Origin of the sequence: Microvirga terricola, assembly GCF_011777495.1 — a bacterium.
GTDB lineage: Bacteria > Pseudomonadota > Alphaproteobacteria > Rhizobiales > Beijerinckiaceae > Microvirga > Microvirga terricola.
On record NZ_JAATJS010000002.1, the window covers coordinates 145,050 to 159,751 of the forward strand.

Consider the following 14,702-nt stretch of genomic DNA (forward strand, 5'->3'; position numbering starts at 1 on the left):
GCGGGGAGGAAATTCACCCCTCCGCATTGGAGAAAGGCCCTCTGATGACACGAAGTGTGAAGTGGATCTTGCTCGCGGTAACGCTTGCCGCGGCAACGCCGTCTTCCGGGCAGGCGCGGAAACTGGATGCCTTTCTCGGGGAGTTCCAGGGCGGCTGTACTGGATCGGACGAATACGGGGCATTCGTTGCCTCATTGGGTGAGTGGTATACGTCCTCAGGCTCGCTGCAAAATCCCATCGTCGCACCGGAGGAGATCAAGAAGGCCATGGGCCCCCTGCGGGCGGTCGATCGTGGCGAGTACGTCTCAATAAGCGTGCCTTTGGCCGGCACGTTTAAGGGGCTTCCGGTCTCAGGGCTCGAATTCGAGCTTGGGAACGAAAACGGCATTCATACGGAGGCAATCCTCTTTGCCTCCAAGCTGAGCGAGGTTCGACGGCTCCTGGGTCGGAGCGTCGTCGCGAGCCGCAAAACCTTGGCGAAGAAGTTCCCGAACAGCGTCCCCTCCATCGACATCGTTCAGGAGAAAGGCCAGGTCAAAATCCTCTGCATCCTCTCGGATTGAGGCTTTGGAGGTTGCCCCTCCAGGCTCCGAGGCTTAAGGAGAGCGTCCATTTTCTGGGAGAATAGATGATGCGTCCCTCCAACCGCGCCCCCGACCAACTGCGCCCTGTCACCCTGGAGCGTGGCGTCGCGCGTTACGCGGAGGGCTCGTGCCTCGTGACCTTCGGCAATACCAAGGTGATCTGCACCGCCTCGCTCGAGGAAAAGGGGCCGCCGTGGCTGCGCGGCACCGGCAAGGGCTGGGTGACGGCGGAATATTCCATGCTGCCCCGCGCCACCCATGAACGCACCCGCCGCGAGGTGACCGCCGGCAAGCCTTCCGGCCGCACCCAGGAGATTCAGCGCCTGATCGGCCGTTCGCTTCGCGCCGTGGTTAACCTGCCCGCCGTCGGCGAGCGGCAGATCGTGGTCGATTGCGATGTCATCCAGGCGGATGGTGGCACCCGCACGGCGTCCATCACCGGTGCCTGGGTGGCCCTGCACGAATGCTTCAGCTGGATGCAGAGCCGCTCGATCATTTCGCTGAACCCGCTGCGCGAGCCGGTGGCAGCGGTGTCCTGCGGCATCTATCAGGGAACCCCGGTGCTGGACCTCGACTATGCCGAGGATTCCGCGGCCGAGACGGATTCCAACTTCGTCATCACCGGCTCCGGCGGCATCGTCGAGGTGCAGGGCACGGCGGAGGGCAAGCCCTTCTCCGAGGACGAGTTCTTGACCCTTCTACGTCTCGCCAAGGCGGGTGTCTCGCAGCTCGTGGATTTGCAGAAGAAGGCGGTGGCGTAAACCGCCTACCGCCCATGACCGTGGAGGCATCCATGCACCGCCCCCTGACCGGCAAGGTCGTCATCGCCACCCACAATTCCGGCAAGCTGCGCGAGATGAAAGAACTTCTCGCGCCGTTCGGGATCGAGGCCGTGTCGGCGGCCGAGCTTGGCCTGCCCGAACCGGACGAGACCGGGTTCATGTTCTCTGAGAACGCGGCCATCAAGGCGCATGCAGCGGCAAAGGCTACGGGCCTGCCCGCGCTCTCCGACGATTCGGGGCTTTGCGTCGATGCGCTCGATGGCGCGCCGGGGCTTTTCACCGCCAACTGGGCGGGGCCAAGCAAGGATTTTTCGGCGGCGATGGCGCGGGTCGAACGCGAATTGCAGAAGCGCGGTGTGGACGCGGACGGCAATCGCAAAGCCCATTTCACCTCGGCGCTGGTTCTCGCGTGGCCGGATGGGCACGAGGAGCTGTTCGAGGGCCGCGTCTTCGGCCACGTCGTATGGCCGCCCCGTGGCAATCAGGGCTTCGGCTACGATCCCCTGTTCCAGCCGGACGGCTTCACCAAGACGTTTGGCGAGATCTCATCGGAAGAAAAGCACGGCATCGATTGGACGAAGCCAAAGCCGGAAGCCCTGTCGCACCGGGCGCGCGCCTTCCTGAACCTCGCCGCCGGCTGCCTGCCGAAGCGCGCTGTGTGAAACGAGACGGAGCGCCTGACGAGGCGCTCCGCTGAATGCTTGGCTTAGATATCGACCGGGCCGTTCTTCTCAGTGCGGCGCTTGGCCATGAAGGCGTCGAATTCCTCGCGGTCCTTCGCGCGCTTCAATTCCTCGACGAATTCGGTGAAGGCGCGGGCCTCCTCGTCGAGACGGCGGCGCTCCTCTTCGAGGCGCTGCAATTCCTTGCGGCGGTATTCCTCGAAAGCAGCGTTGCCGGTGCCCGTTCCAAAGCCTCCGTTGCTAAAACCGCCGGCCGGACGGCGATACGCGAACAGATCGTCCATCGGGCGGCCGAAGTTCTCGCGAAGGAAAGCCTTCGCCTCGTCGAATTTGGGATATCCCATGAGCTTCCACACCAGATAGGCCAACGCGAGCGGCCAGAACCAGACGAACGCGACAATGATGCCGATGATTTCCAACGCGCGGCGGGGTGGACGCCCGCCGCATCGGTGATGAGCGCTGGCTCCCCACGGACCCCCGTGAGGGCCGGATTGAGGACCCGAATAAGGCCCCGAATTCCAGGCAGACGAAGCAGAGTCAGACATCGCAGCTCCCGCATGTTAATGCTAACAACATTTACATGCGGTTCGATTTTGGCGCTTTCAAGGGCAGGCCCGGCCTCAATTTTTAAGGATCCTTGCGGCCGCCCTGGAGCGCTCCGTGGACGAGGGCGAGCACGCCTGCGCGCAGCAGTTCGTACTTGCTCGGCAGGCCGGGGCCTTTCGGCAGCTGGCCGGCCGCATCAAGCATCGCGATGCCGTGGGAGAGCGCCCAGACCTCGATGGCAATGAAGCGCACATCGACATCCTTGAAGCCGTCCGGAAAGGTTTCCGAGAGGGCATGGACGAGAAAGTCGAAAGCGTGCCCGCCCGGCTTGTCCTTGGCATCCGCTTCGGGCTGTGCGGAGAACATGGCGGCGTAAAAGCCCGGCTCCTGCTCCGCGAAGGCGAGATAGGCCTCTCCCATGCGCGTGAAGCGCTCGAGCGGCGTGCCCTGGCTTGTCAGGGCATGGCCGAGCCGTTCGGTGAGCTGGCTGAAGCCGCGAAAGGCCACCTCGGCCACTAGGTCCTCGCGACCCCTGAAGTGGCGATAGAGCGCAGCGGGCGTCACGCCCACGAGCTTTGCCGCATCGGCCAGCGTGAACCCGCCTAGGCCTCGCTCGGCAATGAAGCGCTGCGCCGCCTCGATCAGCGCCTCCTTCAGATTGCCGTGGTGATAGCCCTGCCTGTCGAACGGGCCGCGCCAATGCCGCATGGTGGTTCCTTAGTTCACTCTTTTAAGATTAGGCCCTTGAGCGCGGGGAAGCCAGCGCAAGTCTCCTCACAAGATGGACACCGATGCGGCAAGGCAGGAGCGTGACGCCGAACGTGCAACCTGCCATAAGCGGGCGCATGATCGATCATCCCACGCGCGATGCGGGTTTCGGTGTTTATGTGCACTGGCCGTTTTGCGCCTCGAAGTGCCCCTATTGCGACTTCAACAGCCATGTCCGCCATCAGCCGGTGGACCAGGAGCGCTTTCTCGCGGCCTTTAGCCAAGAGATCGCACACACCGCGGCGCGCATTCCGGGGCGCACGGTCACCAGCATCTTTTTCGGCGGCGGTACGCCCTCGCTCATGAAGCCGGACACGGTTGGCGCGATCCTCGACGCCATCGGCGGCGCGTGGAGCATCGATCCCAATGCGGAGGTGACGCTGGAAGCAAACCCCACCAGCGTCGAAGCGGAGCGGTTTCGCGGTTATCGTCATGCTGGCGTGAACCGCGTTTCGCTGGGCGTGCAGGCGCTGAACGACCCGGATCTACGCCGTCTCGGACGCATGCACTCCGTCGATGAGGCGCTGGCCGCCGTGAAGGTCGCTGCCTCGATCTTCGAGCGCTATTCCTTCGACCTGATCTATGCGAGGCCCGACCAGACACCGCAGGCGTGGGGAGAAGAGTTGGAGCGGGCGATCAGCCATGCGGTTGAGCATCTCTCACTCTACCAGCTCACCATCGAGCCGGGCACATGGTTCGAACGGCTCTATCAGGCGGGCAAGCTCACCGTGCCGGATGAGGAGACAGGCCGCGCGCTCTATGACGTGACTCAGGAGGTCTGCGAGCGGCGCGGCTTGCCGGCTTATGAGATCTCCAACCACGCCCGGCCTGGCGCGGAATCGCGGCACAATCTCGTCTATTGGCGCTACGGCGAATATGCGGGCATCGGCCCCGGCGCCCATGGCCGCCTTGTCACCGGCAATGCGCGGCTTGCGACCGCCACCGAAAAACATCCCGAAACATGGCTCGAGCGCGTCGAGCGTGAAGGCCACGGCGTAATCGAAGAGGAGGTTTTGACCTCCGAGGCCGAGGGCGACGAGTTTCTGCTCATGGGCCTTCGCTTGAAGGAAGGCGTCGATCCGCGCCGCTATGAAGCGTTCACCGGAAAGCCGCTCAATGAACGCGGCTTGCGCATACTGCGGGAGGAAGGCCTCATCCGCATAGACGGCACGCGCCTGAGCGTGACGGAGAAGGGCTTTCCGGTGTTGAATGCGGTAATCGCGGAGCTGGCGGCTTAAGCGTTGGGTTGGGTCACCTCATCCGGAGGAGCCGCGAACGCGGCGTCTCGAGGATGATCCAGTGTGCACTGGAGGCGCCTCGTCCTTCGAGACGGCCTGCGGCCTCCTCAGGATGAGGCCGCATTTCGAGAGGCATCTATCGCTTCACCTTGCTCTCAATCACATCCCACACCGTCACCGCGAGATCCGGTCCGCCGAGGCGCTTGATCGCGCGGATGCCGGTGGGGGCGGTCACGTTGATCTCGGTGAGGTGGCCGTCGATCACGTCGATGCCAACGAGAATGAGGCCCATGCGCTTCAGATCAGGGCCGATGGTCTCGCAGATCTCACGCTCGCGAGGGGAGAGATCGGTGGGCTTGGCCGCGCCGCCGCGCACCATGTTGGAGCGGATATCGTTGGCCGCCGGAACGCGATTGATCGCGCCTGCCGCCTCGCCGTCGATGAGGATGATGCGCTTGTCGCCTTCCGTGATCTTCGGCAGGAAGCGCTGGATCACCCAGGGCTCGCGAAACAGGTTGGAGAAGAGATCGTAGAGCGAGCCGAAATTCGGATCTTCGCGACTGACCTTGAACACGCTCGCGCCGCCGTGTCCGTAGAGCGGCTTCATCACCACATCGCCATGCTCGCGGCGAAACTCTTCGATTTCCGCCTTGTCGCGCGAAATCAGCGTTGGCGGCATGAGATGCGGGAAATGCGTGACGAAAATTTTTTCCGGCGCATTGCGCACGTGCTCGGGATCGTTCACCACTAGGGTTTTGGGGTGAATGCGCTCCAAAAAATGGGTGGCGGTGATGTAGGCGAGATCGAAGGGCGGGTCCTGGCGCATGAGCACGGCGTCGACCGTGGACAGGTCCACACGCTCTTGCGATCCGAGGGTGTAATGATTGCCCACCTCGTCGCGCACCTCGATGGGGTCCACCATCGCGAACACCTTGCCGTCGCGCAGAGACAGACGGTCGGGCGTGTAGTGCAGGATGTTGTGCCCCCGCCGTTGCGCTTCGAGCAGTAGCGCAAAGCCGGTATCGCCGGCGATCTTGATGCTGTTGATGTGATCCATCTGGATCGCAACAGTGAGGGTCATAGGTCAGCCTCCTCGGGAAGCAGGTTTATTGGACTGTTTCTCGCGGAAGGCAACAGCAAAGCCAAGTCCGAGTAAACGAAAAGATGGGCATCGCGCGCGGGACGAGGTTGCGCGCCATACCGTGTTTGCACCGGTGGGTCTTTAACGCCATTCGGTCAGATTAAGCGGTGTGATCGTCGCCGTCGCGTCCGGCAACGGCTGATCGAAGGTCATCGGTCCCTTTGTGTAGGCGCGACCGTGACGAACGACGTCCTCCACCCCGCTGCGCACAAGACCCAAATCGTGCAGCGCGGCGTCATCGAGCGAACCGAGAAGCCGCATGTCGCGGCGGAGGCGGATTTCACGCGCGATCGCGGAAACGATACGGCTCAGGAGCGAAGGGCGTGTGACGGCCGGAAGCCCGGCCGAAAGGCTTGCGGCGGCATTGCGGGTCATCGGCATCGACATGGCTCACTCCTTCTCCAAACGGTGGGGCCGCCTCGCTTTCGGCCAAACGCCACCGTCCGGCGGACAGGCATCCGACGCCGTCAGGCACGCTCGACAATTCCAGCGAACAACCCCAGTTCAACAGGCCGCTCCGGCACCCTCGGGAGAGGCCTTTTGCAGGAGCGACAAAGGAACCATACGCCTTACTCTTGCATAAAGAAAACGAATGTTCATTATATTTGAAATAACGAATGTTTATGGAGACGGGAGATGCCCCACAATCTGGATATCGGTCTCCTGCGGGCTTTCGTGGCGGTAGTGGATGCGGGCGGCATGACCGCGGCCACCCGGACCCTCAATCTGACCCAGGCCGCCGTGAGCCAGCAGATCAAGCGGCTGGAGGACACGTTCGGCGAGGAACTGATCAGCCGCGAGCGGCGCAACGTGCGGCTCACCAATGCGGGCGAGCGGCTTTTCGGGCGCGCCAAGCGGCTTCTGGCGCTCAATGATGAGATCTGGTCCGACATGACCACGCCCGTTTACGAGGGCGAGGTGATCCTCGGCATTCCGAGCGATATCGTGACGACCTATCTGCCGACCTTCTTGAAGGGCTTCAAGCAGGCTTATCCGAAGGTGCAGATCACGATCAAATGCACGTCGAGCGTCAACCTTCTCGATCAGCTCAACGCGGGCAAGCTCGATCTCACGCTCACCACGGAAATGGAGTGCGGGCCGACGGGTGAAAATCTCGTGCGCGATCGCCTCGTCTGGGTCGGCGCGCGCGGTGGTGAGGCCCACCGGCAAAGGCCGCTGCCGGTGTCCATCGGCTGCGCGGATTGCGCATTCCGCGCGCCCATCCGCGAAGTGCTGCACAAGGCCGGCATCGAGTGGCATTCGGCCTCCGAGGTCACGAATACCTCGGCGCAGGTCGCCACTGCTGTCGCCGACACCGCAGTGATGGCGGTGATGGCATCGAGCGTGCCGAATGGGTTGGAAGTGCTTGGCAAGGAATCCGGCCTGCCGTCGCTGCCGCCCTTTGCGGTCAACCTCTACCTGCCGAAGAATGGCGGCACGCAGATCGCGCAGGAAATGGCTCGCCACATCCGCCAGGCGGTCGCGGAGCAGCGGCGTCTGGCGGCGTGAGGTACAGCCTTAAGCGATCTCCAGCTCGAATGCCGATATAATGTGCTGCGGCCACCGTCTCGGCGCGATGAACAGAGCATCGGCGCGCCATGTCTTACCCTCAGCCCATTGATTGCGTGAAAGCCAGCTGCGCACGGCACGTGAAAAGCGCTGGCGCTTGGTAGCGGTGATCGCGGAGAGCGCATCATCCATCGCGCGTCGCGCCTTCACTTCGACGAAGGCGATGGTGTCGCCCCGCATCACAATGAGATCGATCTCGCCGCCCGCCGCCGCATACCGGCGGGCGAGGGGGCGATAGCCTTTGAGCAGCAGAAACAGCAGCGCAAGCGTCTCAGCGCGGTGTCCGCGCAGAAAGGTCGCGCGGCGACGCTCGAGGGCGCGGGTCATGTGTCCTTTTTCGCCAGCGTGAGCGCGCGGGCATAAACCTCGCGCTTTGGCAGATCGAGTTCCGCCGCCACGAGGGCTGCCGCGTCCTTGATCGAATGGCTCTTCAATGCGGCCTCGAGTTTTCCATCGAGCGCGGCATCGGCTTCCGCCGCATGCATCTCCTTCGTCGCTTCGCCTATCAGCACCACGATCTCGCCCTTCGGCGGGCCTTCTTCCGCGAACTGGGCTGCGAGTTCCGGCAGCGTGCCGCGCCGGATGGTTTCGAACATCTTGGTGAGTTCGCGCGCCACCACGGCTTGCCGTTCGCCCAACACTGCAGCGGCGTCGGCGAGCATTTCCGGCAGGCGGTGAGGGCCCTCGAAAAGCATCAGCGTGCCGGGGATCGAGGCGATCTCCGCCAATCGCGCCCGGCGCGCGCCGCTTTTGGCCGGCAGGAAGCCTTCAAAGAAGAAGCGATCCGTAGGCAGGCCAGAGACCACCAGCGCGGTCAGCACTGCCGAGGGGCCTGGGATCGGCGTGACCGGCAGCCCTTCCTCAATCGCCGCCTGCACCAGCTTGTAGCCGGGATCGGAGACGAGCGGCGTGCCGGCATCTGACACCAGCGCCAAAGCCTGTCCTTCGCGGACGCGGTGGATCATGCGCTCGCGCACAGCTTCGTTGGAGTGCTCATGATAGGCCACGAGCGGCGTGGTGATGCCGTAATGGGCGAGCAGTGTTTTCGTAACCCGCGTATCCTCCGCCAGAACCGCGTCCGCCGCCGCCAGCACGCTGAGCGCGCGGAAGGACACGTCGCGCAGGTTGCCGATGGGGGTCGCGACCACATAGAGGCCGGGCGAGAGCGGTTCAGCCTCGGCGGCGAGGCCGAAGGCGGTGAAAGTCGAGGCCTGGGCGCCGGGTTCGCGCCGCCTGGTCCGGTTGTCGATTCTGTGCGTCATCGTCGTTCAGTGTCGCATAAAGCCCCGGTCCGGAGGAAGCCTGAGGGCTTGGAAACAATGTTTACCTTTCCGTGCCACCATCGGGCCAATTTGTCGAAATCCGCTTCGATGGGGAGGCCGGAAATGGCGCGCATTCCTCTCGTTTCTACCCGAGAGACAAGGTCCCTGGGGCTGAAAGTCTGGGTCGCCGTGCTGGCAGGTTCGCTGGTGCTGTCGGGTTGCGTCGGTTCCGGCAGCATGCGGCCCCCTCGCCGCGTGGCTCAGGCTCCCGCCGCCCCGCCGCAATACGAGGCCGATCTTCCGCCGGAGGGCGTGCCGCAGAGCCAGCCGCAGGCTTACGCCTCCGCGCCCTCCAACGCGCCCATGCCGGGGCCGGTGGGCACCGGCACGACCATCGGCAACGGCCCCGTGCGCGTCGCGCTGATCCTGCCGCTCTCCGGTCAAGGGCAAAGCGCCGTCGCCGCCCAGAGCTTGCAGAACGCGGCCGATCTGGCGCTCAGCGAAACGCCCGGCGCCGAGCTGACCATTCTGGTGAAGGATGATCGCGGCACGCCCGAAGGCGCGCGCGAGGCTGCGAGCCAGGCCCTCGCCGAGGGCGCGGAACTCATCCTCGGCCCGCTCTTCGCCCCCTCCGTCCAGGCGGCAGGGCAGGTGGCGCGCCAATCCGGCCGACCGGTCATCGCCTTTTCCACCGACGCCACGGTTGCCACGCGCGGCATCTATCTTTTGAGCTTTCTCGTGCAGGCGGAGGTCGACCGCATCGTCTCCTTCGCCGCTTCGCAGGGGCGCCGCTCGGTGGCGGCCCTCGTGCCCGAGACCACCTATGGCCACGTGGCGGAAGCGCAGTTCCAGGAAGCGGCGGCGCGGCAGGGTCTGCGCGTCGTTGCCGTCGAGCGCTATCCGGCAGGCCAGCCGCAAGCGGCCGTGCAGCGTCTTGCTCGCGTCATCGGCGGTCCTTCGGCGCAAGCCGATGCGCTGTTCCTGCCCGAAAACGGCGACGGGTTGCCCGCCGTCGCGGCGGCCTTGCAGAGCGTCGGCTTCAATCCGCAACAGGTCAAGCCGCTCGGCACCGGCGTGTGGAACGAGGCGCGCGTGTTCGCGCTGCCTGCCTTGCAGGGCAGCTGGTTCGCAGCGCCGGATAATCGCGGCTTTGCCGCCTTCGCCGCGCGCTATCGCGCCCGCTACAACACCGATCCGATCCGTCTTGCCACCCTGTCCTACGATGCGGTGACGCTCGCCGCCGCGTTGACGCGCGTGCAGGGTTCGCAGCGCTTTGCGGAAAACGTGCTCACTAACCCAGCCGGGTTCGCGGGCGCGGATGGCGTGTTTCGCTTCAAGGGCGACGGAACCAACGACCGCGCGCTCGCTGTGCAGGAAATCCGCAACGGCGCGGCGGTGATGGTCAGCGGCGCGCCGCGAACGCTCATGGCGGGCAACTGATCGCAACAGGCTACCGCTTTGTGATCGTCGCACTCAGTGCCGGCTTGTTGTTGAGCGTCTGAAACACCACGCAATAGCGCTCGGTCAGCTTGAGCAGCTGGTCGATCTTCTCCTGCGACGCGTCGGTGTCGATCTCGAACGACAGGCGGATGTCCTTGAAGCCGACGGGCGCGGTCTTGTCGACGCCGAGCGTGCCGCGAAAATCGAGATCGCCTTCAGCCTTTACCGCGCCGTGACGCAGCTCGATTTCGAGTGCGGTCGCGACCGCTTTCAGTGTCACGCCCGCGCAGGCGACGAGCGCCTCGAGCAGCATGTCGCCGGAGCAGAGTTCCGCGCCTGAGCCCCCGGTCGCCGGGTGCAATCCCGCCACCGCCAGAGCGCGGCCGGTTTCGACCTTGCAGGCGATGTGCTGGTCATCGAGCCTACCTTGCGCCTTGAGCGTAATGACGGCGGAATCCGGGTCGTTGCGGTATTGGTCCTTCAGCGACGCTTGCAACGTGCGCAAGGTTGTCGAGTCCATGGGCGATCCTCCGTTGTCGTTCTACCACTACAACGCGGCGGCCTGCCGGTCGCGTACGCGGGGCGGTTCCTGCGGGGTGTTGAGCGAATGATCGAGGGCCGTCAAGACGCGCCGCACCGCCGCCTCGAAGGGGGCAAGCGTCGTGATAATGCGGCTCGGCGGCGGAACGAGGCGGCCTTGCGGGAAGCCGAAACGCACCGCCGCTTCCCAGGCGAGTGCGATGGTGACAGGTAAGAAAGAGCCGAGAAGAACACGCGCATCGAAGGCGCGGCGCTTCTCGGCAAGGCGAGGGGCCGCGAGAGCGGCAGACCCCTTAAGGGAGGACCAGGCGTTGCTTGTGGCTTGGCCTGTCACGGCGCTCTCCCGTGATGAAACGTATCAGCGCGACGCGGTGGCGAGGCTGCGGTCGATCAAGGCATCGACAGCGGCCTTCACCTTCGTGTCGGGGGTAATCACGCCCGCCTGCTGCAAAGCGAGGCTCATGTTTTGAAGTCCCATGTTGGCGCATGGGACTTCGACCGTTGAGGCTGAAGACGCCCGGCGCTTTAGCTGCACATGTTTCGCGCCCGCAAACTGCATGCTCAAATCGGCGCGTGTCCGTTTTATAGAACTACATGTTCTTAATGTCAAACACGAATTTTATACAGAACGAATCTGTATTTTGCCGGGACGCGACGGTGGGCGAAAATCTCCGGGGGTGGTAAAGCCCTCTTATCCTTTGAGCCGGGTTCTCCATGCCGCGTCATAGCCTTGAGACCATTCTGAAAAACCTTGGTGACGAGCCTTTGCGCGAGGCGGCGCTTCTTCGCGCCAAGCTGGTTCCAGAACTGAAGCTCTATCTCGACGAAGGACGGGCGGAAGCCGAGAAGGTTCTGTTGGAAAAACAGAACGGCCTCGCCTGCGCGCGGATGCTCTCCGCGCAGATGGATCAGGTGGTGAGGGCGGTGCACGATGCGGTGGTCCGCCATCTCTATCCGGCGGACAATCCATCCATGGGCGAGCGTCTCGCCGTCGTCGCAACCGGCGGCTATGGGCGCGGCACGCTGGCGCCGGGCTCGGATGTCGATCTCCTGTTTCTGCTGCCCTACAAGAAGACCGCGTGGAGCGAGAGCGTCGTCGAAGCGATGCTCTATGTGCTGTGGGATCTGAAGCTGAAGGTCGGCCACGCCACCCGTTCGGTGGAGGATTGCATCCGCGAAGGCCTGGCGGACATGACGATCCGCACCTCGCTTCTCGAAGCGCGTTTCCTCTTCGGCGACCGCGAGCTTTACGACGAACTCGTCACGCGCTTCGACCGGGAGGTCGTCGCCACCTCTGCCGCCGATTTCGCCGATGCGAAATTGAAGGAGCGCGATGCGCGCGTGGCGAAGGCGGGCGCCTCGCGCTATCTCGTCGAGCCGAATGTGAAAGACGGCAAGGGCGGCTTACGCGATCTCAATACGCTGTTCTGGATCGCGAAATATGTCTACCGCGTGCGCGAGCCCGAAGAGCTGGTGAAAGCGGGTCTGTTCACGCCGGAGGAGTTCCGACTCTTCGCGCGCTGCGAGGAGTTTTTGTGGCGCGTTCGGTGCCACATGCATTTTGTCACGGGCCGCGCGGAAGAGCGCCTGACCTTCGATCTGCAGCGCGTTCTGGCCGAACGCATCGGCTTTGCCCGCCGCGGTGGCTTGTCGGCGGTCGAGCGCTTCATGAAGACCTACTTCCGCATCGCGAAGGATGTGGGCGATCTCACCGCCATCGTCTGTGCCGAGCTGGAAGCCCGTCAGGCCAAGCGCCGCCCCGTGCTCGACCGTATGCTCGGCCGCCTTCGCCGTCGGCGTGGTGGGGCGCTCGTTGGTGCCGACTTCTTCATCGACAATAACCGCATCAATGTGCGCGCGGAAAATGCGTTCGAGCGCGATCCCGTCAACCTGATCCGCCTGTTCTGGCTCGCCGACCGGCACAACCTGCCGGTCCATCCCGATGCGAAGCGGCTGGCCACCCGCTCGTTGTCGCTCGTCGGCCCGCAACTGCGCAACGACCCGGAGGCCAACAAGCTTTTCCTCGACATTCTCACGTCTAAGAACGCGCCGGAAGTGGTGCTGCGCCTTATGAACGAAGCGGGCATTTTGGGACGCTTCATTCCCGATTTCGGCCGCATCGTCTCGATGATGCAATTCAACATGTATCATCACTATACGGTTGACGAGCATCTCATCCGCTCCATCGGCGTGTTGACGGAGATAGAAGGCGGCCAGCTCGAAAGCGATCACCCGCTTGCCAACCAGATCTTCTCGTCGATCGGTAATCGCCGCGCGCTCTATGTAGCGGTCTTCCTGCACGATATCGCGAAGGGCCGCCCGCAGGATCACTCGACGGCGGGCGCCGTCATTGCACGCAAACTCGGCCCACGCTTCGGGTTGACGGCTGCCGAGACCGACACGGTGGCGTGGCTCATCGAGCATCATCTTCTGATGTCGAACACCGCGCAGAGCCGCGACTTGTCGGACCCCGCCACCATCAAGAATTTCGCCGACGTGGTGCAGACCATGGAGCGGCTGAAGCTTCTGCTCGTGCTGACGATTGCCGATATCCGCGCCGTCGGGCCCGGCGTGTGGACCGGGTGGAAGGGGCAACTCCTACGCAACCTCTATCATGAGACGGAGGTCATGCTCGGCGGCGGCACGGCGGACCTTGCGCGCTCCGAGCGTGTGCGCCTCGCGCAGGAGAAGTTGCGTGCGGAATTGGCGGATTGGCCGCATGAGATGTTCGAGGCATACGCCGCGCGTCATTCGCCTGCCTATTGGCTCAAGACCGATGAGGAGCGTCGCGCCAAGCAGGCGCGTTTCGTGAGGGAGGCCGACAAGGCCGGCCGCACCGTCACCACTGCTTACGAGACCGACCGTTTTCGCGGCGTGACCGAATTGACCGTTCTCTCGCCCGATCATCCGCGCCTTCTTGCCATCGTCACCGGCGCGTGTGCGGCGGCGGGCGGCAACATCGTCGATGCGCAAATCTTCACCACCACGGACGGCATGGCGCTCGACACCATCGTCCTGTCGCGCGCCTTCGACCGGGATGAGGACGAACTGCGCCGGGCTGCGCGTGTCGCGAAGGCCATCGAGCGGGCGCTCAAGGGCGAGGTGAAGATCGCCGATCTCGTCGCTGGTAAGCGCCCGGCAAAGGAGCGCGCCAAGGCCTTTCATGTTCCGCCCGAGGTCGTCATCGACAACTCCCTGTCGAACCGCCAGACTGTCATCGAGGTCTCGGGGCTCGACCGGCCGGGCCTGCTTTACGATCTCACGACGGCGCTCGGCAAACTCAACCTCAACATCGCCTCGGCCCATATCGTGACGTTCGGCGAAAAGGCCGTGGACGTATTTTACGTCACGGACCTGACCGGCACCAAAGTCACCCATTCGGGCCGCCAGACCACCATCCGCCGCACGCTGCTCGAGGTGTTCCAAGGGGAGGAAAGGGAACCCCCTCCGCGCCGGAGCGCTTGATTTGTGACGCCAGGGACCTGATATGTGGCCCGAACCTTTTTCCCATCTCTGTTGAGCGATGATGAAGCCGAACGATACCCAAGACCCGAATGCGACCCCGCAGACCGAGACCGCTCAGGAGCCCGCCGCCGAGGCCGCCGCTCCCGATCCCATCGCCACGCTCGAGGCCGAGAAGGCGGATCTTAAGGACAAGATTCTTCGCGTCATGGCGGAAATGGAGAATCTCCGCCGCCGTTCCGAGCGCGAGACGGCGGATGCCCGCACCTACGGCGTCGCCAATTTCGCCCGCGACATGCTGAACGTGGCCGACAACATCCGCCGCGCGCTTGAGAGCATCCCGGCGGAAGCCTTCAGCGGCGCCGAGGGCGCTTTCAAGGGCCTGATCGAAGGCATCGAGCTGACCGAGCGGGACTTTTTGAAGACCATGGAACGCCACGGCGTGAAGAAGCTCGACCCGCAGGGCCAAAAGTTCGATCCTCACCTGCATCAGGCCATGTTCGAGGTTCCGAATCCGGAGGTGCCGAACGGCACCGTCGTCCAGGTAGTCCAGTCGGGCTACGTCATCGGCGACCGGGTGCTGCGCCCGGCTCTCGTTGGCGTCGCTAAGGGCGGCCCGAAGGCCAATGGCGGCGAATCGCAGGCCGCCGACAATTCCTCAGCTGCCTCGTAAGGCTTTGCCGCGGT

Annotated in this window: 16 protein-coding genes; 8 read left to right on the forward strand and 8 right to left on the reverse strand. The window is 64.0% G+C overall.

The window, feature by feature from the left end; all coding sequences use genetic code 11:
* The first annotated feature begins 44 nt into the window (after nucleotides 1–44).
* The 3 genes from HB375_RS05010 (at nucleotide 45) to rdgB (ending at nucleotide 2,028) form a co-directional block, all read left to right on the forward strand.
* Complete coding sequence (locus HB375_RS05010) at nucleotides 45–563, forward strand: hypothetical protein (protein ID WP_167671894.1); 519 nt, start codon at nucleotides 45–47, stop codon at nucleotides 561–563.
* 68 nt (nucleotides 564–631) lie between these two features.
* Nucleotides 632–1,345 (forward strand): ribonuclease PH, encoded by a 714-nt coding sequence (gene rph, locus HB375_RS05015; protein ID WP_167672496.1) that lies wholly within the window; start codon nucleotides 632–634, stop codon nucleotides 1,343–1,345.
* A 32-nt stretch (nucleotides 1,346–1,377) separates the two neighbouring features.
* Nucleotides 1,378–2,028, forward strand: a complete 651-nt coding sequence (gene rdgB, locus HB375_RS05020; RefSeq protein WP_167671895.1) for an RdgB/HAM1 family non-canonical purine NTP pyrophosphatase — start codon at nucleotides 1,378–1,380, stop codon at nucleotides 2,026–2,028.
* 44 nt (nucleotides 2,029–2,072) lie between these two features.
* On the opposite strand, the gene HB375_RS05025 is transcribed toward rdgB, so the two are convergent.
* Nucleotides 2,073–2,594, reverse strand: coding sequence for a DUF2852 domain-containing protein (locus HB375_RS05025; protein WP_167671896.1), 522 nt, complete (start codon nucleotides 2,592–2,594; stop codon nucleotides 2,073–2,075).
* Nucleotides 2,595–2,676: 82 nt separating this feature from the next.
* Complete coding sequence (locus tag HB375_RS05030) at nucleotides 2,677–3,303, reverse strand: TetR/AcrR family transcriptional regulator (RefSeq protein WP_167671897.1); 627 nt, start codon at nucleotides 3,301–3,303, stop codon at nucleotides 2,677–2,679.
* Nucleotides 3,304–3,440: 137 nt separating this feature from the next.
* Between HB375_RS05030 and hemW the strand changes: the two genes are divergently transcribed.
* Nucleotides 3,441–4,601, forward strand: coding sequence for a radical SAM family heme chaperone HemW (gene hemW / locus HB375_RS05035; RefSeq protein ID WP_167671898.1), 1,161 nt, complete (start codon nucleotides 3,441–3,443; stop codon nucleotides 4,599–4,601).
* Nucleotides 4,602–4,737: 136 nt separating this feature from the next.
* On the opposite strand, the gene gshB is transcribed toward hemW, so the two are convergent.
* Together gshB and HB375_RS05045 are read right to left on the reverse strand one after the other, a co-directional pair.
* On the reverse strand, nucleotides 4,738–5,682 hold the full coding sequence (gene gshB, locus HB375_RS05040; protein ID WP_167671899.1) for a glutathione synthase: 945 nt from the start codon (nucleotides 5,680–5,682) through the stop codon (nucleotides 4,738–4,740).
* A gap of 141 nt (nucleotides 5,683–5,823) precedes the next feature.
* Nucleotides 5,824–6,129, reverse strand: coding sequence for a DUF1127 domain-containing protein (locus HB375_RS05045; protein ID WP_205800068.1), 306 nt, complete (start codon nucleotides 6,127–6,129; stop codon nucleotides 5,824–5,826).
* Nucleotides 6,130–6,378: 249 nt separating this feature from the next.
* Between HB375_RS05045 and HB375_RS05050 the strand changes: the two genes are divergently transcribed.
* Complete coding sequence (locus HB375_RS05050) at nucleotides 6,379–7,251, forward strand: LysR family transcriptional regulator (protein WP_167671900.1); 873 nt, start codon at nucleotides 6,379–6,381, stop codon at nucleotides 7,249–7,251.
* A 9-nt stretch (nucleotides 7,252–7,260) separates the two neighbouring features.
* Here HB375_RS05050 and HB375_RS05055 read toward each other — a convergent pair whose 3' ends face one another.
* Both HB375_RS05055 and rsmI read right to left on the reverse strand, forming a co-directional pair.
* Nucleotides 7,261–7,638 (reverse strand): YraN family protein, encoded by a 378-nt coding sequence (locus tag HB375_RS05055; protein ID WP_167671901.1) that lies wholly within the window; start codon nucleotides 7,636–7,638, stop codon nucleotides 7,261–7,263.
* The gene (gene rsmI, locus HB375_RS05060) at nucleotides 7,635–8,573 is read right to left on the reverse strand and encodes a 16S rRNA (cytidine(1402)-2'-O)-methyltransferase (protein ID WP_167671902.1); all 939 of its coding nucleotides are present in this window, start codon (nucleotides 8,571–8,573) and stop codon (nucleotides 7,635–7,637) included. Before rsmI ends, HB375_RS05055 begins: the two co-directional genes overlap by 4 nt.
* Nucleotides 8,574–8,696: 123 nt before the next feature.
* Here rsmI and HB375_RS05065 point away from each other — a divergent pair, with 123 nt between their 5' ends.
* The gene (locus HB375_RS05065) at nucleotides 8,697–10,013 is read left to right on the forward strand and encodes a penicillin-binding protein activator (RefSeq protein ID WP_246728361.1); all 1,317 of its coding nucleotides are present in this window, start codon (nucleotides 8,697–8,699) and stop codon (nucleotides 10,011–10,013) included.
* Between the two features lie 10 nt (nucleotides 10,014–10,023).
* Here the strand turns inward: HB375_RS05065 and HB375_RS05070 are convergent, their stop codons facing one another.
* Nucleotides 10,024–10,533 carry an OsmC family protein gene (locus tag HB375_RS05070; RefSeq protein ID WP_167671903.1) on the reverse strand — a complete coding sequence of 170 codons (510 nt, stop codon included), beginning with the start codon at nucleotides 10,531–10,533 and terminating at the stop codon, nucleotides 10,024–10,026.
* Between the two features lie 27 nt (nucleotides 10,534–10,560).
* On the reverse strand, nucleotides 10,561–10,887 hold the full coding sequence (locus HB375_RS18480; RefSeq protein WP_205800069.1) for a hypothetical protein: 327 nt from the start codon (nucleotides 10,885–10,887) through the stop codon (nucleotides 10,561–10,563).
* A gap of 380 nt (nucleotides 10,888–11,267) precedes the next feature.
* On the opposite strand from HB375_RS18480, the gene HB375_RS05085 reads away from it, so the two are divergent.
* Nucleotides 11,268–14,018 (forward strand): [protein-PII] uridylyltransferase, encoded by a 2,751-nt coding sequence (locus tag HB375_RS05085; protein WP_167671904.1) that lies wholly within the window; start codon nucleotides 11,268–11,270, stop codon nucleotides 14,016–14,018.
* 61 nt (nucleotides 14,019–14,079) lie between these two features.
* Nucleotides 14,080–14,688, forward strand: coding sequence for a nucleotide exchange factor GrpE (gene grpE / locus HB375_RS05090; protein ID WP_167671905.1), 609 nt, complete (start codon nucleotides 14,080–14,082; stop codon nucleotides 14,686–14,688).
* The last annotated feature ends 14 nt before the right edge of the window (nucleotides 14,689–14,702 follow it).